General features: G+C 63.1%; 16 protein-coding genes. 6 read left to right on the top strand and 10 right to left on the bottom strand.

Annotation, left to right across the window (positions count from 1 at the left end):
- Positions 1 to 136: 136 nt before the first annotated feature.
- The 4 genes from VK804_RS09990 to VK804_RS09975 form a co-directional block, all read right to left on the bottom strand.
- On the bottom strand, positions 137 to 1,378 hold the full coding sequence (locus VK804_RS09990; protein ID WP_325370476.1) for an amidohydrolase family protein: 1,242 nt from the start codon (positions 1,376 to 1,378) through the stop codon (positions 137 to 139).
- The gene (locus tag VK804_RS09985; protein ID WP_325370474.1) at positions 1,375 to 1,734 is read right to left on the bottom strand and encodes a hypothetical protein; all 360 of its coding nucleotides are present in this window, start codon (positions 1,732 to 1,734) and stop codon (positions 1,375 to 1,377) included. Before VK804_RS09985 ends, VK804_RS09990 begins: the two co-directional genes overlap by 4 nt.
- The gene (locus tag VK804_RS09980; RefSeq protein WP_325370472.1) at positions 1,721 to 2,086 is read right to left on the bottom strand and encodes a Rieske (2Fe-2S) protein; all 366 of its coding nucleotides are present in this window, start codon (positions 2,084 to 2,086) and stop codon (positions 1,721 to 1,723) included. The genes VK804_RS09985 and VK804_RS09980 overlap by 14 nt, the downstream gene beginning before the upstream one ends.
- 102 nt (positions 2,087 to 2,188) lie before the next feature.
- The gene (locus VK804_RS09975) at positions 2,189 to 3,163 is read right to left on the bottom strand and encodes a tripartite tricarboxylate transporter substrate binding protein (protein WP_325370470.1); all 975 of its coding nucleotides are present in this window, start codon (positions 3,161 to 3,163) and stop codon (positions 2,189 to 2,191) included.
- A 132-nt stretch (positions 3,164 to 3,295) separates the two neighbouring features.
- On the opposite strand from VK804_RS09975, the gene VK804_RS09970 reads away from it, so the two are divergent.
- From VK804_RS09970 to VK804_RS09960, 3 genes are all read left to right on the top strand, one after another.
- Complete coding sequence (locus tag VK804_RS09970; protein ID WP_325370468.1) at positions 3,296 to 3,709, top strand: VOC family protein; 414 nt, start codon at positions 3,296 to 3,298, stop codon at positions 3,707 to 3,709.
- A gap of 236 nt (positions 3,710 to 3,945) precedes the next feature.
- A complete protein-coding gene (locus VK804_RS09965) occupies positions 3,946 to 5,517 on the top strand; it encodes an AMP-binding protein (protein WP_325370466.1) in 1,572 nt (523 codons plus the stop codon).
- Positions 5,518 to 5,650: 133 nt separating this feature from the next.
- Complete coding sequence (locus tag VK804_RS09960) at positions 5,651 to 7,366, top strand: amidohydrolase (RefSeq protein ID WP_325370463.1); 1,716 nt, start codon at positions 5,651 to 5,653, stop codon at positions 7,364 to 7,366.
- Positions 7,367 to 7,473: 107 nt separating this feature from the next.
- Here the strand turns inward: VK804_RS09960 and VK804_RS09955 are convergent, their stop codons facing one another.
- The 3 genes from VK804_RS09955 to VK804_RS09945 form a co-directional block, all read right to left on the bottom strand.
- Positions 7,474 to 8,571 carry an HD-GYP domain-containing protein gene (locus tag VK804_RS09955; RefSeq protein WP_325370460.1) on the bottom strand — a complete coding sequence of 366 codons (1,098 nt, stop codon included), beginning with the start codon at positions 8,569 to 8,571 and terminating at the stop codon, positions 7,474 to 7,476.
- Between the two features lie 200 nt (positions 8,572 to 8,771).
- A complete protein-coding gene (locus tag VK804_RS09950; protein WP_325370456.1) occupies positions 8,772 to 11,063 on the bottom strand; it encodes a xanthine dehydrogenase family protein molybdopterin-binding subunit in 2,292 nt (763 codons plus the stop codon).
- Positions 11,060 to 11,548, bottom strand: coding sequence for a (2Fe-2S)-binding protein (locus VK804_RS09945; protein ID WP_325370515.1), 489 nt, complete (start codon positions 11,546 to 11,548; stop codon positions 11,060 to 11,062). The genes VK804_RS09950 and VK804_RS09945 overlap by 4 nt, the downstream gene beginning before the upstream one ends.
- Before the next feature lie 303 nt (positions 11,549 to 11,851).
- Here VK804_RS09945 and VK804_RS09940 point away from each other — a divergent pair, with 303 nt between their 5' ends.
- Together VK804_RS09940 and VK804_RS09935 are read left to right on the top strand one after the other, a co-directional pair.
- Positions 11,852 to 12,646 (top strand): alpha/beta fold hydrolase, encoded by a 795-nt coding sequence (locus VK804_RS09940; RefSeq protein WP_325370452.1) that lies wholly within the window; start codon positions 11,852 to 11,854, stop codon positions 12,644 to 12,646.
- Positions 12,643 to 12,990, top strand: a complete 348-nt coding sequence (locus VK804_RS09935) for a hypothetical protein (protein ID WP_325370449.1) — start codon at positions 12,643 to 12,645, stop codon at positions 12,988 to 12,990. The genes VK804_RS09940 and VK804_RS09935 overlap by 4 nt, the downstream gene beginning before the upstream one ends.
- A gap of 158 nt (positions 12,991 to 13,148) precedes the next feature.
- On the opposite strand, the gene VK804_RS09930 is transcribed toward VK804_RS09935, so the two are convergent.
- From VK804_RS09930 to VK804_RS09920, 3 genes are all read right to left on the bottom strand, one after another.
- A complete protein-coding gene (locus VK804_RS09930; RefSeq protein WP_325370447.1) occupies positions 13,149 to 13,880 on the bottom strand; it encodes a polysaccharide biosynthesis/export family protein in 732 nt (243 codons plus the stop codon).
- 283 nt (positions 13,881 to 14,163) lie between these two features.
- Complete coding sequence (msrA, locus tag VK804_RS09925) at positions 14,164 to 14,820, bottom strand: peptide-methionine (S)-S-oxide reductase MsrA (protein WP_325370445.1); 657 nt, start codon at positions 14,818 to 14,820, stop codon at positions 14,164 to 14,166.
- Between the two features lie 127 nt (positions 14,821 to 14,947).
- Positions 14,948 to 15,265 (bottom strand): hypothetical protein, encoded by a 318-nt coding sequence (locus VK804_RS09920; protein WP_325370443.1) that lies wholly within the window; start codon positions 15,263 to 15,265, stop codon positions 14,948 to 14,950.
- A 360-nt stretch (positions 15,266 to 15,625) separates the two neighbouring features.
- Between VK804_RS09920 and rpsT the strand changes: the two genes are divergently transcribed.
- Entirely contained in the window at positions 15,626 to 15,892 is a 267-nt protein-coding gene (gene rpsT / locus VK804_RS09915) for a 30S ribosomal protein S20 (protein ID WP_325370441.1), read from the top strand.
- Positions 15,893 to 16,600: the final 708 nt, after the last annotated feature.

Raw genomic sequence — 16,600 nt, 5'->3', positions numbered from 1 at the left:
CCCGAAGCCTGCATTCCCCTTGGCAATGGGAACGACTTAAATCACAGATGGTTCCGGCGGCGCCTGCTTCAACCTTCGCGCCGGAGAAGTTGATCGGTTTGTTTCGGCCGCGCGCATTGCGCCGCGGCTCCAAGGATCACGCGGGTGTCAATTTCTTGACCGGCGTCGGGTCGAGATTGAAAATCCTCGCCGCGTTCAGTCCCAGAATATTGCGCTTGGCCTGCTCGCTCAGGAACGGCAGGTCGCAGATTTCCTGCGGCAGGTCGAAATCGTAATGCGGCCAGTCGGACGCGAACATCAATTGGGTCTCGGCCCTGATCATCTCCAGGGTGTTTTCCAGCGCCTTCGGATGCGTGGTTTCCATCGGCTGCGTCGTATAGAAGCAGTTGTGGTTCATGTACTCGCTCGGCAGGCGCTTGAGTTGCGGCGCCTCCGATGGCCGCATCAAATACTGGTCGTCGAGCCGTTGCATCAGGAACGGCACCCAGGCGAGCCCGCTCTCCACCCATAGCGATTTGAGCTTGGGAAACCGCTCCGGAATCCCGTTCAAAACCCAGTTCGTCATGTGGACCATGTTGCTCCAGACGAAGCCGAGCGCGTGCATGCCGAGGAAGCGGTTGACGGTCGCAAGCGAGGGATCCTGCCAGTGATAGCCGGCGTGGAACGCCAGCGGCTTGCCGCGCTCCTCGATCATCGCATAGAGCCGCATGTAGTCGTTGTGATGCACCGGCTTGTAGCGGGTAGAGGTGATGCAGAAGCCGATCACGCCCTTCTTATCGCCGAGTTGCTCAACCGTCCGCTCGGCCTCCGCGGGCGTGTTGAACGGCAGATAGATCAGCGATTTGATCCGGTCGTCGCCCGAGAGGATGCGGTCGATCAGCCAGCGATTATAGGCGTTGCCGAGCCACACTTCCATTTCCGGCTGCGGGTGCATGCCCAGAAACAGCATCGGCGTCGGGAACACCACCATGTTGTCGATGCCGAGCGAATCCATCGCCCGGCGTGTCAACGTGACGTCGCGATGCACGTCGGTCTCTTCCACGATCTCGCGCTGGCCGTCCTGGTGCGGAATCCGCCCGCCGACCGACTGGTAGCGCAAGCCGAGGTCGCCGTTCAGCCCGTAGGGCGGCGCGCCGAGCCGCTCGGCCTGGAACCGCATCGCGTTGTCGCGCACCACCGGGTCCTCGATATAGGTGACGATCTCCTTCCACGACACGGTTTCCACGTGGTGGGCATCGATGTCGCAGACGAACCAGTCCTGCAACCCGCGCCGGATGGCGTTGCGCCGGGCGTGCGCGAGGATGTCGCGGGTGTCGGTGTGAACGCTGATCTCCTGGATCGCCGAAAATGGCGGATCGAACTTGCCCTGAATATTCATGGTCTGTTACCCGCTGAATAAGTGTCCTCGTCCGGACGGCGCCGGTACCACAACGCCAGCTCCATCGGGCCCAGATGCAGCGCCCGCAGCATTTCCGAGACCGCCGACAACAATTCGGTAGGCGTCATCTCGCTGTCGCGCTGGCCCGCGATCGGCGGAAAGGTTCGTTCCTCGCCGTCGGATTTCGCGACGTAGAGGCGGATCGCCGCGGTCAATATCTGCGCCACCGCCTCGTCGGAAACGCGGCCGGCTTCATTGTTTTCGACCAGTTCGCGCGAGGCCCGCAGCAATTCGGGTGCGGCGGCGTCGATCCAGCCGTAGCGGTCGTTCTTGCGGTCGCCTTCAGGTCCGAACATAGATTTCGCCATCCCTGATGGTCATTTCGGCCTTGCGCAGCCGGATGCGCGCACTGCCCTGGTGAAATCCGGTCTTGATGCTGAATTCGTAGCCGTGCCACGGGCAGACGATGTTGGTCTCGGCGGGATCATAGGCCTGCGCACGGATGGTCCGGTCGTCGGCGACCGGTTCGATCACCCGCTGCATGATGCGGCCCTGGCAAACCGGTCCGGCGCGATGCGCACAACGATTGTGCCACGCAAAAAACTCACCGCCGACCTTGAAGACGCCGACCTCGAACTCGCCGCAATCGACGACCTTGCGGTCGCCATCGGCGTAGTCGGCCACTTTTCCCGCCGAAACCTCCGGCATGCGTCACTCCCGATGCAAGAGCCGAGCGCTGACCGCAGGATGCTGCGCCAGCGCCTCGCCGTCAATCCGGATCGATCGGCCGGAGATGCCGACCGATCGCGGTCAATCGATCTTCAGCCCGGCGGAGGTGACCACCTTCCCCCATTTTTCGGTCTCGGCCGCGATCATCGCGCCAAACGCCTCCGGCGTAGAGATCAGCGGCTCGCCGCCGAGTTCGGTCAGGCGTTTCTTCATCTCGGGTTCCGCCAGCACCGCGTTGATCTCCTGGTTCAGCTTCGCGATGATTTCGGGCGGCGTTTTCTTCGGCGCGCCCATGCCGAACAGCGCGCTCGCTTCATAGCCCGGAACGGTTTCGGCAAGCGCCGGCACATCGGGCAATTCCGGTGAGCGGGTCGCCGTCGTCACCGCCAGCGCGCGCAAGGCGCCGGAATGAATGTGCTGCACGATGGACGGCATATTGTCGAAGATCACCTGGACGCGGTCGCCGAGCATGTCGGTGATGGCGGGGGCGGCGCCCTTGTAGGGGATGTGCTCCATTTTGGCGCCCGTCATCGCCATGAACATCTCGCCGGACAGATGCACCGACGTGCCATTGCCGGAGGAAGCCATATTCACCTTGCCCGGATTGGCCTTCACATAGGCGATGAATTCGGCAACCGTCTTGGCCGGCACACCGGGGGCGACCGTCATCACGTTCGGCACCCGGGTGAAGGAAGCGACCGCTGCGATATCGCGGATGAAGTTGAAGCGCAAATCGGTGTAGAGCGTGGCATTGATGAAATTGGCCGGATTGACCAAAAACACGGTGTAGCCATCAGGCTCGGCATTGGCCACATATTCGGTGCCGATGTTGTTGCCGGCGCCGGGCTTGTTCTCGATCACGAAATTCTGACCCAGCCGCTCGGACAGCCTTTGCCCGATCAAGCGCGCCAGGATGTCGGTGGCGCCGCCGGCCGGATATCCGACCACGAAGCGGACCGGCCGGGTCGGATAGTCCAGCGCCGAGGCGCCGGAGGCCGAGGCAACGGCCGAGAAACCCATGGCGATCAGAAAAATCGCGGCGCGGCGTGAGGTCATGCAGTGTCTCCCTGGGCCGGATTCTGAGGTCCGGTTCATGGTTGAATTGACTGGAGGCCGCGTTGTAACAAACAAAGCCCGACGCGGCCAGTAGCGCAGGCAGCCCTCACACCGCGACCAAAAGGATCATCCATGTCAGTCAAAATCAGCGCGATCGATCATATCGTGATCAATGTCAGCGATGTGGCGCGTTCGGCGCAATGGTACCAAAAGGTGCTGGGCATGGAGATCCGGGTGTTCGATCCCGGAGGGGGCAAGACGCCGCGGACCTCGCTGATGTTCGGCAACCAGAAGATCAATGTGCGGCCGCGCGATGCCGACAAGATCGAATGGTTCACCGCCGACCACCAAACCGCGGGCAGCGACGATCTGTGCTTTCTCACCTCAAGCACGCCGGACGAGGTGGTTGCGCATTTGAAGGCCTGTGGCGTGGCGATCGAGGAAGCCGGGCCGCGACAGGGCGCCCGCGGCATGCTGCGCTCGGTCTATTGCCGGGATCCCGACGGCAGCCTGATCGAGATTTCGTCGTATCAAGACGGTTCTTGACGCACCCACTGACCTCATCCTGAGGAGCCGCGCTCTCCCGGCAGCGCACTTGCGCTGTCCGGTGCGCGGCGTCTCGAAGGATGCCGGTTAGCACCTCCCAGCATCCTTCGAGGCTCGCCGAAGAGGCTCGCACCTCAGGATGACGACTTCTTGAGATTTGCTCGCCGCCCCTTCCAATGGCAGAACTACACTCGATAATGACAAAAAGCAGCCAACAAGGCTGACGGGAGGAATTGATGCTGGAGTCGCCGGGCGTGGTCGGGCCGTTCGCCGGGATGGATGTGCCGTGGCTGCTCGAGATGCGCGCCCGGACGCGCCGTGATCATCCGTTCCTGATATGGGCGCCGTTCGATGCATCGGTGCGGATCTGGCGTTACGGCGAATTCCACGACCGCGTCGGCGCGCTGGCGGCGGGACTTGCCGCGCGCGGCATCGCGCCGGGCGAATTCGTGCTGATCCATCTCGACAATTGCATCGAGGCGATGCTGGCGTGGTTTGCCTGTGTCGAACTCGGCGCCATCGCGGTCACCACCAATACCCGCTCTGCGCCGGCGGAAATGGAGTATTTTGCCGGCCATTGCGGTGCGGTCGCCGCGATCACGCAACCCTCCTATGCCGAGTTGATCTCGGCACATTGCAAGGATCTGCGCTGGATCGCGGTGATCTCGCATGACGCCGGTGCGGCGCCCGCGTACACTCCCCAACGCTCCGACAGCTTTGAGGCGCTGTTCGGCGACAGCGCCGACCGGCCGCGCCGCTTGACCGATCCGCACGCCGCCTGCAGCGTGCAATACACCTCGGGCACCACATCGCGGCCGAAGGCGGTGCTGTGGACGCACGCCAACGCGCTGTGGGGCGGCAAGGTCAACGCCGCGCATCAGGACCTGCATGAGAGCGACGTGCACCAGACCTATCTGCCGCTGTTCCACACCAATGCGCTGGCCTATTCGATGCTGGCGAGCCTGTGGGTCGGCGGCACCTGCGTGATCCAGCCACGGTTTTCGGCGAGCCGTTTCTGGAGCGTGGCACTGGAGCATGGTTGCACCTGGACCTCGACCATCCCGTTCTGCATGAAGGCGCTGCTGGAGCACGAGATCCCCAAGCATCACAAATTCCGGCTGTGGGGCACCGCGGTGAACGATCCGCCGCCGTTTGCCGCCTTCGGCATCAAGATCATCGGCTGGTGGGGCATGACCGAGACCATCACCCACGGCATCGTCGGCGAGGTCGACCAGCCGAACACGCCGATGTCGATCGGCCGCGCGGCTGTCGAATATTCCATCCGCATCACCGATGACGACGGCGCGCCGACGGAGGTCGGCGGCACCGGCAATCTTTCGATCAAGGGCATCGCCGGGCTGTCGCTGTTTTCCGAATATCTGCACAACGAGAAGGCGACGGCGGACAGTTTTGACGAACACGGCTTTTTCCTCACCGGCGACCGCGTCACGCTGCTGGAGAATGGCTTCATCAAATTCGGCGACCGCGCCAAGGACATGCTGAAGGTCGGCGGCGAGAACGTTGCGGCCTCCGAGATCGAACAGGTGATCGCGGTCGTGCCCGGCGTGCGCGAGGCCGCGGTGGTAGCCAAGAAGCATCCGATGCTGGACGAGGTGCCGGTGGTGTTCATTATCCCGGCGGCCGGCGTCGAGCGCGCGCCGCCGGACCTGCACGACACCGTCATGACCGCCTGCCGCAGCGCGCTGGCCGATTTCAAGGTGCCGCGCGAGATCAGGTTCGTCGACGAAATGCCGCGCTCGACCTTGGAGAAGGTGGCGAAGGCGGAATTGCGGAAGATGCTGGGGTGACGCGTTGGCGCGTCACCCCTCCGTCATTGCGAGCGCAGCGAAGCAATCCACACTTGCTTTGCGGAACCATGGATTGCTTCGCTGCGCTCGCAATGACGGCTGAGAGACAAGAGGCAAATAACGGAGAGGCGACATGCTGAGGTCAAAAAGACAAGAGACGGCAAAAACGGCCCGCGCCGCCGCGCTAGCGGCGATGGTAAGCCTCGCCCTCGCCCTGCCCGCAAGCCTCGCCGCCGCGCAGACCGCCGACACCGTTCTGTTCAACGGCAAGATCCTCACCGTCGACAAGGATTTTTCGATTCAACAGGCGCTGGCGATCAGCCATGGCAAGGTGCTCGCCACCGGCAACACGGCCGCGATGAAAAAGCTCGCCGGTGACAAGGCCAAACTGGTCGACCTCGGCGGCCGCACCGTGATTCCCGGGCTGACCGACGGCCACATCCACGGCATCCGCGCCGCGCAGACTTTTGCCACCGAGGTGAACTGGATCGGCGTGCCGAGCCTCAAGGAGGCGCTGGAGAAAATCCGCGCGGCCGGCAAGGCACAGAAGCCCGGCTCCTGGATCGTGGTCGCCGGCGGCTGGACCGAGGAGCAATTTTCCGAGAAGCGGCGTCCGAACCCGCGCGAAGTGGCGGAGGCAGCCCCCGACAATCCGGTCTACATCCAGCATCTCTATGACTGGCTGCTGCTGACGCCGAAGGCGATGGAAGCGCTCAACATCCATACCGACGCCGACGTCACCCCCGGCGGCAAGCTCGAACTCGACGCCGACAACAAGCCGAGCGGCGTGGTGATCGGCAACGGCAACACGCTCGGCAAGATTTTCGACCACCTGCCGAAGCCGAGCATGGAGCAGCAGGTCGACGGCTCCAAAAAATTCTTCCGCGAGATGAACAGCCTCGGCATCACCGGCATCGTCGATGGCGGCGGGGTCAGCGTGTACCCGGCCAATTACCAGGCGGTGTTCAAGCTCTGGCACGACAAGCAGTTGACGCTGCGGATCGCCTATCACCTGTGCGCGCCAAAACCCGGCAGCGAGCTTGCCGACCTGCAGAACCTGACCCAGCTGTTGCCGCAGGGATTTGGCGACGACATGCTGCATTTCAACGGCCCCGGCGAAATCCTGATCTGGGCCGACTGGACCGACGGCGACATTACCCCCGACGGCAAGGCCAGGCTGGCGGAACTTTTGCGTTGGGCCGCGTCAAAAGGCTACACCATCCAGCTGCACTGGAATCCGAACCGGACCGTGCACGATCTGCTCGATGTTATCGAGGACATCGCCAAGGATTATCCGGTGCGCGATCTCCGCTGGACCGTGCTGCATCTCTACAATGCCTCCGAGGAAAGCCTGAAGCGGATGAAGGCGCTCGGGCTGATTTGGGGCGTGCAGGACGGACCTTATTTTGGCGGCGAGCGGCTGCAGCGCGAGGAAGGCGCCGAAAAGGCCAAGGGGTTGCCGCCGATCGCGACCGCGTGGCGGCTCGGATTGACGGTGGCCGGCGGCACCGATGCGCACCGGGTGTCGTCCTACAATCCCTTCGTCGCGCTGCAATGGTATCTCGACGGCACCACCATCGGCGGCGTCAAGACCCGCGGCGACGCCGAAGCGCCGAGCCGCCGTCAGGCGCTGGAGATGTACACCCGGAATTCCGCTTTCGAGGCCAATGACGATGCGAGGCGCGGTACGCTGGAGCCTGGAAAATTCGCCGATCTTGCAGTGCTGTCGGCGGATTATCTGACCGCACCGGTCGGCGAAATCGGCAAAATCCGGTCGCTACTGACGATGGTCGGCGGCACGGTCGTGTGGGCTAGCGGGCCGTTCGAGGACCTTGCCTCTGTACGCTAAGCCGTCATTGCGAGCGTCAGCGAAGCAATCCATGAAGCCGCGAAGGAAGAATGGATTGCTTCGTCGCAAGAGCTCCTCGCAATGACGGCGAGGGTTCGGTACGCCTATCAATAATATCCGAACGCCACCGGCCGGAACGCCTGCAGCAGATGCTGGTCGAGCTTGTCGCCCATCTCTTCCATCATCGAAAACGCGCGGGCGTGGGTGAATTGCAGCCGGTAGGGGCGCTTCTCCACCATCGCGGCATAGATGTCCACCATCGTGGTGAGGCGCACGATGTCGCTGATCTCCTTGCCGCGGAGGCCGTCAGGATAGCCTGACCCGTCCAGGAATTCGTGATGGTGCAGCACCACATCCAGCATTTCCGGCGGGAAACCGCCCTGGCGCGCCAGCGCTTCGAATCCGCGGCGCGGATGCTCGCGCATCTCGGCCATTTCCGCTTCCGTCAATTCGCCCGGCTTGTCGAGGATCGCGACCGGGATGAACGCCTTGCCGACGTCGTGCAACAGCGCCGCACGCGCCAGCCGGCGCTGGTCGTCCTCGCGCATGCCGAGATGCTGGGCAAACGCCACTGCAAATCCGGTCACGAACAGGCAATGTCGATAGGTGGCGGTATGGTGGCAGCCGACGGTGGTCAGCCATTCGCGCAAGGAAGAATGCTTGATGGCCTTGAGGATTTTGGTTTCCGCGGCCACGATGTCGTTGAAATGCAGGGGAACGCCGGCCGGCAGTTTCTCGAATATCTTGACCATCACGGCATGGGCGGCCTCGACGCCCCGGTTCAGCGCCTTGCCGCGATCGGTCTCGTCGAAACCTTCGCTGTCGGGAAAGGCGGCGCGGATGCGCTGCAGGATTCCCTGCGCATCGAACGGACGCGCGATGGTATCGGTGGCGCCCAGCGCCCAGGCCTGCATCGAGCCATGATGCAGCGCATCCGCCAGCACGAACAGCCGCGGCATCTCGCGGTAGGCCTCGGCCCGCAGCTTGTTGCGGAAGAGTTGCACGCTTTCGGGCGAGCGCAGATTGATGTCGACCACGATCCCTGAAAGGTCGTGCGCGGGCGCGTCGGGAATTTCCGAGGTCGGGATGGTGTCGACCTGGCTGACCGATCGCAGGATGCCGGCGAGCTCGCTGCTCTGGTCGCCCCGATCGGACGCCAGCAGCAACCGGCGCTTGGTGGAAGTTTTTTCGGCTAACGCTGTCATGATCCCCGAACCCCTGCAGTGCGATCGACTGCCAAGGCTAGCCGGCAATGCGTTCAATGCGGCTTAATGGGCATCGTGAAAGCGTGGGTAGCGGGAACGCTACAATTTGAGCGAATCTTTCGGGCATATGGCGATAAAAAAATCCGCCGGAAGCAAAGCCTCCGGCGGATCGCTGTTCTCGCGCAATCGGCGATAGCCGTTTAAGCCTTCATCGCCGCCTTCACCGCCTCCGCCGTGATCGGCAGCGCGCGGACCCGGGCGCCGACGGCGTTGAAGATCGCGTTGCCGAGCGCGGGCGCGATCACGGTGACCGCCGGCTCGCCGACGCCGGTCGCCTTTTCACCATTGGCGATGACGCTGACGGCGACTTCCGGCACCTGGCTCATCCGGAGCGGCGTATAGGTATCGAAGTTGGTCTGCTCGATACCGCCGTCCTTCAGGGTGGCCTTCTCGTACATCGCAAGCGACAGCCCCCACAATGCCGCGCCCTCGACCTGGGCGCGGATGTTGTCGGGATGAACCTGCGTGCCGACGTCGGTGGCCACCGTCAGCTTCTTGACCTTGACCTCGCCCGACGGCGCGACCGCAACATGAGCGACGCAAGCGGTCCAGCTTGCGGTTGCCCGTTCCTGCGAGGAGACACAGGCAAGCCCCATGCCTTCGCCCTGCGGCAGCTTGATGGTGCCGTAACCGGACAGGCCCATCGCAGCCAGCAGGGTATTGCGCAGGCGTTGCGCGCCACCGTCGTTCTTGCCCGCACCGTCCAGCATCGCGATCCGGTACTGCGCGGGGTCCTTGCCGACCGCGTGCGCGATCTCGTCGACCATGCTTTCGACCGCCCAGAAGGTCCAGCCCGGTGCGACCGACCGCAACTGGCCCGACGGGGTGGCGTTGTGCGCCATCTCGTTCAGGATGGCGCGGACGTTGTGGTTCGGCACGGTATAGAAGAAGTCCGCGCCGTTGACGGTGAAGGCATCGAGCGGCCCCTTCTTGTCGACCGAGGGCGACAGGAAGTCGGGGATGCCCCAGCGCTTGGTCGGCCAGGCCGAGACCACATCGTGGTTGAGCGCGATCAGCTTGCCGTCGCCGTCGAGCCCCGCCTTCACTTTTTGATAGGTGAGCGGCCGCGAGAAATCCATAGTCATGTCGTTCTCGCGCGAATAGATCACCTTGACCGGCTTGCCGACGGCTTTCGCCGCCTGCACCGCCGGCACCATCATGTCGGCATCGAGCCGCCGCCCGAAGCCGCCGCCCAGCCACATCTGATGCAGCACGACGAATTTGGGATCGACCCCGGCCGCTCCGGCGGCGATCGCGCCGGAGCGCGTCGCGAACTGGTTGCCGGAATAGAGATGCCAGATATCGCCCTTCAGTTCCGCGGTGGCGTTCATCGGCTCCATCGGGCAGTGGATGTTGATGTTGGTGGTGTATTCCGCCTCCATCAGCTTCGCCGCGGTGCCAAAGGCCGCCGCGGTGTCGCCGTCCTTGACAAAGAACTCCCCGGAATCATTCAGCGCCTGCAGCCGCTTGGCTTCGTCAAGCAACGACTGGCTCGACAGTTTCGCGTTGGGTCCGCCGTCATATGCGATTTTCAGCGCATCCGCCGCCTTGCGGGCGTTGGCGTAGGTATTGGCGACCGCCACCACCCAGCCCGTCGTGGTACCGGTCTTGTCGTCGAGCGTGACGGCCTTGATGAAGCCCGGCACTTTCTTCGCCGCGCTGTCGTCGACCGATTTCACCGTGGCGCCGAAGCGCACCGGCGGGGTCACGATCTTGCCGTACACCATGCCCGGCAGCATCACGTCGATGCCGTATTTCGCCGTCCCGTTGGTCTTGGAGGGGATGTCGAGCTGCGGCACCGACACGCCGATCAGGGTGTATTGATCGGCTGTCTTCAGCTCGATCGCCTTGAGTTCGTCCGGCGTGAAGGTTTTTGTCGCCTTGCCGCCCTTGACGATCTCGGCAAACGTCATCGACTTCTTCGACTTCGGATCCGAAATCACGGAATCCCTGACGACCAGTTGACCCGCCGGCACGCCCATCGAGGCGGCGGCGGCTTCGGTCAATGCCATGCGCCCCGCGGCACCGGCGCGGCTCATCGCATCGAAGTTCATCATGGTGCTCCAGCTGCCGCCGGTAATCTGCGCGCCGAGCACAGGGTCGTTGAACTTCGGATCGTTGGAGGCGAGCTGGACCCGCATGTCCTTCCAGCTGGCGCCGAGTTCTTCGCAGATGATCTGCGCCATGGTGGAGGCGATGTGCTGGCCCATGTCGGCCTTGCCGCAGGTGACCGTGACGATCCCGTCGGGTGCGATTCCATACCAGACCGAGGGATCGAAATTGCCAGTCGCGGCGAACGCCTGGTCGGCGCCGAGCATGCCGGGCACGGTGGAGTAGCCGAGCGCGAGGCCGGCAGCAGCAGAGCCGACGAGGAACGAGCGGCGGCTGAGATCGGTGGATTCGATCTGGGGGGTTTTCACGTGCGTGTTCATGTGGGCCTCCGCTCGCTGGCGTTGGATGCCGTGCGCATGTCGGCAGCGGCGCGCATGATCGCCTTCTGGATGCGTGAATAGGTCATGCAGCGGCAGAGATTGCCGTCCATGTGCGCTACCACTTCCTCCTTGGTCGGATTCGAGTTCTTCGCAAGCAGCGAGGCCGCCTGCATGATCTGGCCGGATTGGCAGTACCCGCATTGCGGCACCTGCTCGGCGATCCAGGCCTTCTGCAAGGGATGATCGCCCTTGGCGCTGAGGCCTTCGATGGTGGTGATCTTCTTGCCGGCGACGTCGGAGAGCGCCGTCTGGCAGGAACGCACGGCTTCGCCGTTGACGTGAACCGTGCAGGCGCCGCACAGCCCGGCGCCGCAGCCGAACTTGGTGCCAGTCATTTGCAGTTGTTCGCGGATGGCCCAGAGCAGCGGCGTATCGGGTGCCGCGTCGACGGACATATTATGTCCGTTGATATTCAGATTAGGCATGGTCGCTTCCCCTTCCGGTGCATGATGCCGCTTACGGCGGCAACTCACTTTTGGGTAATGGCTGGCACCCACCGGGTCGATGCCAGCCTTGCCATGCAGAATGATCGCGTTCCTTTTCGGAGGCAACGCCATTTGGGATGGCGCGGAGAGAATAAAATTCCGAAATGCATATTTTGCATTGCGGCAATAACCATCGATGCCCACACCAGCCCTCGGCAGCGCCCATGGCTTGCAAAGTTGGGCAATTCCCCTTCGCCAAGAAATCGCGCTAGAATGATCTTCGGGCTGGCCGGGGAACTCGCAATGCCAAAACTCGATCGGGACGGTGTCAAGATTTACTATGAGGTGCATGGCAGCGGGCCCCTGCTGCTGTTGACCCACGGCTACTCATCGACCTCGGCGATGTGGCAAGGTCAGGTCGCGGCGCTGTCGAAACATCACAAGCTCGTGCTGTGGGACATGCGCGGCCATGGGCTATCAGACTATCCCGACGACCCCGCAAGCTATAGCGAAGCGCTGACGGTGGCCGACATGGCGGCGCTGCTGGATGAAGTCGGCGCGGAAAGCGCCATCGTCGGCGGGCTCTCGCTCGGCGGCTACATGTCGCTCGCCTTCCATCGCACGCATCCGGAGCGCGTGCGCGCGCTGTTGATCATCGACACCGGGCCCGGTTTCAAGAAGGACGACGCCCGCGATGCCTGGAACACGCGCGCGCATGCGACCGCCGACCGTTTTGAGCGCGAGGGGCTTACGGTCTTGCAATCGGCCAGCCGCGAACGCTCCTCGGTCAGCCATCGCGACGCTTCAGGCCTGGCGCGGGCCGCGCGCGGCATGCTGACCCAGCGCGACGCCGCGGTGATGCTGTCGCTGCCCGACATCAAGGTGCCCTCGCTGATCGTGGTCGGCGCCGACGACACGCCGTTTCTTGCAGCTTCCGACTACATGGCGGCGAAAATTCCGGGTGCTGCGAAAGTTGTGATCCCGTCCGCTGGACACGCCGTCAATATCGACCAGCCGCAGGCTTTCGTCGACGCGGTGTTGCCGTTCCTCGCCGGCCTGCCGCGCAACGCCGCGCCCGTAGGGCTGGTCGCGTCATGAGCCGTCTGACCCGCATAGCCTTGCTGCTGACGGCGGCTTCCGTCGCGCAGTCGAGCCTCGCAGTCGCGCAGCAGCCGGCTTTGGGTTCGCGCGCACCCTTCACCGCGACACTGTCGAACAACACGCCGCTGGTATTCGGGATGGATGTGTCAGGCGCCTCGCGCGCGCTGGGCGAGCCGCTGAGCTATCTCAGCGGCCCTCCGGGGGACGAGATCTATCTGGCGATCCGCAACATCGGCGGCAGCGGGTTGTTCAATCATCACGACCGGCTCTATTTGCAATTCCGCAACGGCCGGCTGGTGGCCTGGAAGGGCGATTGGGGCCACAACTGGATGTGGCAATGAGGGGCGGGGCGGCGTTTGTGCGCTGAAAAGGGCACGCCGCATCCCAAGCGAGTGCAATCCTTCGTCGTCATTCCGGGGCGATGCGAAGCATCGAACCCGGAATCTCGAGATTCCGGGTTCGTGCTGGCGCACGCCCCGGAATGACGAATTAAAAAAAATCAGAACCAGCGCTCGCCGACCTGCACGGTGTCGCCGGGGCGCACCGCGGTGCCGAGCGGCACCACGACGCGCGTCGAGCCGGAACTGTCGGTGTGGGTCAGCGTCACCCGGTCGCGCAGCGCGCGCGGCGAGAAGCCGCCCGCGATCGCAACCGCGCTTTCGACACTCATGTTGGGAACGTAAGGGTATTGGCCGGGCGCCTGAACTTCGCCGAGGATGAAGAACGGCCGATACGACTCGATCTCCACCGCCACGGAAGGATCGCGGATGAAGCCGTTGCGCAGTTTCGCGGAGATCTCGGCAGCGAGTCCTGCCGGCGTCCGCCCGCGCGCCGGCACCGCACCGATCAGCGGCAGAGTGATGGAGCCGCCGGCATCGATGGCGTAGGTATTGGTGAGACCTTCCTGGCCGTAGACCACGACGCGCAACTTGTCGCCGGCATCGAGCTTGTAGGAGGCGTCATAGGCGGCCGGCAGCGGCGCGGAAGCATAGGCAGCCATGGGTTGCGCTGCATAAGTGGGTTGAGGCGCGTAAGCACGGCGCGGCGAAGCCGCAAGCGCGTTGCGAAGCGCGCTGATGGCGCCGCCGCCGGAAGAATCGGCAACAGCGGAAGACGAAGGCGCGGTCGCGTAGGGTTGGCCATAGGCCATGTAATCGAGATCGCTTTGCGGCTGCGCCATCGCGACCGGACCGGTCGTGCTCACGCAACCCGACAAAGCGAGCGCGGTCATGGCGACAATAACTGGTAATCGAAACGCGCGCGCGACCCGCACTTTGGCCATCCCTCATAGCGAGACAGCTCAATTCTTGCACCGGTTATGGTTAACAAATCGTTGTTACGCGCGGGCCGCGAGGAGAGAAAAACTCGCCTCTTCTCCCTCGCCCCGCTCTTGCGGGGAGAGGGACTGTCTCAGCGAGCGCGACTCGTTGAGAGTCCCCCTCACCCGCCCGACTTCGCTGCGCTTCGCCGGGCGACCTCTCCCCGCAAGCGGGGCGAGGTAAGAAGAACAGCAATCAGGCGCTGACGGTGGCGCCGATTGGGCACGACACGCCGGTGCCGCCAAGCCCGCAATAGCCGGCCGGATTCTTGGCCAGATATTGCTGATGATAGTCCTCGGCGAAATAAAACTCGCCGGCCGGAGCGATTTCGGTGGTGATGGCGCCGAGCCCCTTCTTGGCCAGCGCCTTCTGATAGGCCGCTTTCGATGCCTCGGCGGCCTGGCGCTGGATCTCATTGAAGGTGTAGATCGCGGAGCGATATTGGGTGCCGACGTCGTTGCCTTGGCGCATGCCCTGGGTCGGGTTGTGGCTTTCCCAGAATGTCTTCAACAGCCGATCGTAGGATAATTTGTCCGCGTCGTACGCCACCAGCACCACCTCGGTATGACCGGTCCGGCCCGAGCAGACCTCCTCGTAAGTAGGGTTTCGGGTATGGCCGCCGGCGTAACCCACGGCGGTGGTGAAGACGCCGTCGCCGAGTTGCCAGAACTTGCGCTCCGCGCCCCAGAAGCATCCGAGCCCGAACACCGCCTGTGCCACGCCTTGCGGAAAAGGTGGCTGGAGCCGACGGCCGTTGACGAAATGGCTGTTGGCGGTGGGGATCGGGTTCGCACGGCCCGGCAGCGCCTCGGCCGCGCTCGGCAATGCGGTGGTCTTGCGCATGAACAGCATGGATTGGTTCCCGGCTGGATATCAGGCGAATGAATGACGACGAAATGTGACTTTAATATAAGTGGCGACGCAGCCCGGGCCAGCCCCGTTATTGTCGGCGATCCGACTCGAAGGCCGCGAGCCGCGATCAGTTCCGTGAATAGCCGATCAGCGGCTTGCGCGGCCGGAACAGCAGCATCAGCAAGATGCCGAGCACCCCCATGACGGCGAAAACCGGCTGGTCCAGGATCACCTTGACGACGCTGTTCCAGAGCCAGGGCGCATGTCCCTCCACCCAGGCGCGGAACGCCTGCTGGCTCGATTGATGAATATCGTTCCAGAATTGGCCGAACCGGGTGAACCGCAGGGTCTGATCGGCGACCCAGCGCGCCCCGTCATAGACCATGAAGATGAATCCGCCGGCCAGCAGCAATAGCCCCACAAGTCGGAAAAAACCGCGGATCATACGTCACCTTCTGTCGTCTGCGCCCCCGACACGCCGTCAGCCATTACCGGGGCAACGGGGGAAATTCAACCTCATCAGCACCTTATCGGCCTTTGCGACGGGCCTCGAAACCCTCCTGCCAGGGCTTAAGGCGTTGACGCTGCAGGACGTCGCCTCTATAAGGGCGCCAATGGCGGCGGGCGCAATCCCGCCGCCGCAGTTCTTTGAGCGGCGCCGTCTTGCAAGCGTATCTGCTGGCAGAGAATGGCATTGTCAGAGACGTCAGTACAACAACATCGCGTCGATTACGCGGCTGGGCGGCCGGTGCGAAGAACCCCGAGCCCATGAGCGATCGATCGCCGCCGAAGGATTTTTTGAAAGATGGCCAACACGACTTCCGCCAAGAAGGCGACCCGCAAGATTGCCCGCCGCACCATCATCAACAAGTCGCGCCGGACCCAGATGCGCGGCGCGGTCCGATCCGTCGAAGAGGCGATCAAGAGCGGCGACCGCGCTGCAGCGCTGAAGGCGATGGCGCGCGCGGAACCGGAACTGATGCAGGCAGCGCAGCGCAATATCATTCACAAGAATAATGCGAGCCGAAAAGTCTCGCGTCTCGCGCATCAGATCGCCAAGCTCGCGAAATGAACTGATCGAAACAGAAATTCGTCAGAAAGCCCGGCGCCGCCGGGCTTTTTCTTTTTGCCGGCAGGTTGCGTCGCCGATTACAGCGTGCGACGTTTTCTCTGGCCAGTATTTTTACGGGCGGTGCAGCGCTGTGCAACAAGCCGGGCTTATGCCTCGCGCGATGGCTGCGACATTATTGACGCGGGCGATTGAATCGCATTCGCCGTTGAGACCAAAACCACGCTGCACGAGCGAATTGAAAACCGCTGTGGGTTACCCTGTTTCAACGCGCAAAAAAAAGTGCGCTTATTTAGTTACTTATCAGCATAGCGCAGACCAGCACTTCGAAAAGTGGGTGCCAACACACGCGATGATTAAGGAAATGTGACTTTATTTTTTTTGTTCGACGAAAATGTCACAGTTGTTCCTCGCATCGAATCTCCAATCAGATTCAAAACGTTGGCGCTGCGGCGATGTGGCATCGCCTGATCTTGCGACGGCAAAGTTGCTGCAGTGGGTGTGCGCATCGAATCATTTCCGTTGCGGGATGCAGGGCTTGCTGTACATCTAAGAGCGTTCGCGGCGCCCACGGCTCTTCAGACCAGCGCGGTTTAAGGAGCGGGGCGGACGTGCAAATCGGCGGCGGTGTGCGCGTTGGCGACGCTTTCCAAGCGATTGTCGGGTACGACCTCATAGCAATATGGGGAATGTGGTTTTGTGTCGAAATTT

The organism is Bradyrhizobium sp., from assembly GCF_035484855.1.
GTDB lineage: Bacteria > Pseudomonadota > Alphaproteobacteria > Rhizobiales > Xanthobacteraceae > Bradyrhizobium.
Note: the sequence above shows the minus strand (reverse complement) of the source record. Positions and strands in the feature narration are given on the sequence as shown.

What these genes read in the sequence shown, in the direction of transcription:
- VK804_RS09935 (WP_325370449.1), top strand. Translation starts at nt 12,643, where the DNA reads ATGAGCCGTCTGACCCGCATAGCCTTGCTGCTGACGGCGGCTTCCGTC.
- VK804_RS09980 (WP_325370472.1), bottom strand. Translation starts at nt 2,086, where the DNA reads ATGCCGGAGGTTTCGGCGGGAAAAGTGGCCGACTACGCCGATGGCGAC.
- VK804_RS09985 (WP_325370474.1), bottom strand. Translation starts at nt 1,734, where the DNA reads ATGTTCGGACCTGAAGGCGACCGCAAGAACGACCGCTACGGCTGGATC.
- VK804_RS09970 (WP_325370468.1), top strand. Translation starts at nt 3,296, where the DNA reads ATGTCAGTCAAAATCAGCGCGATCGATCATATCGTGATCAATGTCAGC.
- VK804_RS09920 (WP_325370443.1), bottom strand. Translation starts at nt 15,265, where the DNA reads ATGATCCGCGGTTTTTTCCGACTTGTGGGGCTATTGCTGCTGGCCGGC.
- VK804_RS09965 (WP_325370466.1), top strand. Translation starts at nt 3,946, where the DNA reads ATGCTGGAGTCGCCGGGCGTGGTCGGGCCGTTCGCCGGGATGGATGTG.
- msrA (WP_325370445.1), bottom strand. Translation starts at nt 14,820, where the DNA reads ATGCTGTTCATGCGCAAGACCACCGCATTGCCGAGCGCGGCCGAGGCG.
- VK804_RS09975 (WP_325370470.1), bottom strand. Translation starts at nt 3,163, where the DNA reads ATGACCTCACGCCGCGCCGCGATTTTTCTGATCGCCATGGGTTTCTCG.
- VK804_RS09950 (WP_325370456.1), bottom strand. Translation starts at nt 11,063, where the DNA reads ATGAACACGCACGTGAAAACCCCCCAGATCGAATCCACCGATCTCAGC.
- VK804_RS09930 (WP_325370447.1), bottom strand. Translation starts at nt 13,880, where the DNA reads ATGACCGCGCTCGCTTTGTCGGGTTGCGTGAGCACGACCGGTCCGGTC.
- rpsT (WP_325370441.1), top strand. Translation starts at nt 15,626, where the DNA reads ATGGCCAACACGACTTCCGCCAAGAAGGCGACCCGCAAGATTGCCCGC.
- VK804_RS09940 (WP_325370452.1), top strand. Translation starts at nt 11,852, where the DNA reads ATGCCAAAACTCGATCGGGACGGTGTCAAGATTTACTATGAGGTGCAT.
- VK804_RS09960 (WP_325370463.1), top strand. Translation starts at nt 5,651, where the DNA reads ATGCTGAGGTCAAAAAGACAAGAGACGGCAAAAACGGCCCGCGCCGCC.
- VK804_RS09945 (WP_325370515.1), bottom strand. Translation starts at nt 11,548, where the DNA reads ATGCCTAATCTGAATATCAACGGACATAATATGTCCGTCGACGCGGCA.
- VK804_RS09990 (WP_325370476.1), bottom strand. Translation starts at nt 1,378, where the DNA reads ATGAATATTCAGGGCAAGTTCGATCCGCCATTTTCGGCGATCCAGGAG.
- VK804_RS09955 (WP_325370460.1), bottom strand. Translation starts at nt 8,571, where the DNA reads ATGACAGCGTTAGCCGAAAAAACTTCCACCAAGCGCCGGTTGCTGCTG.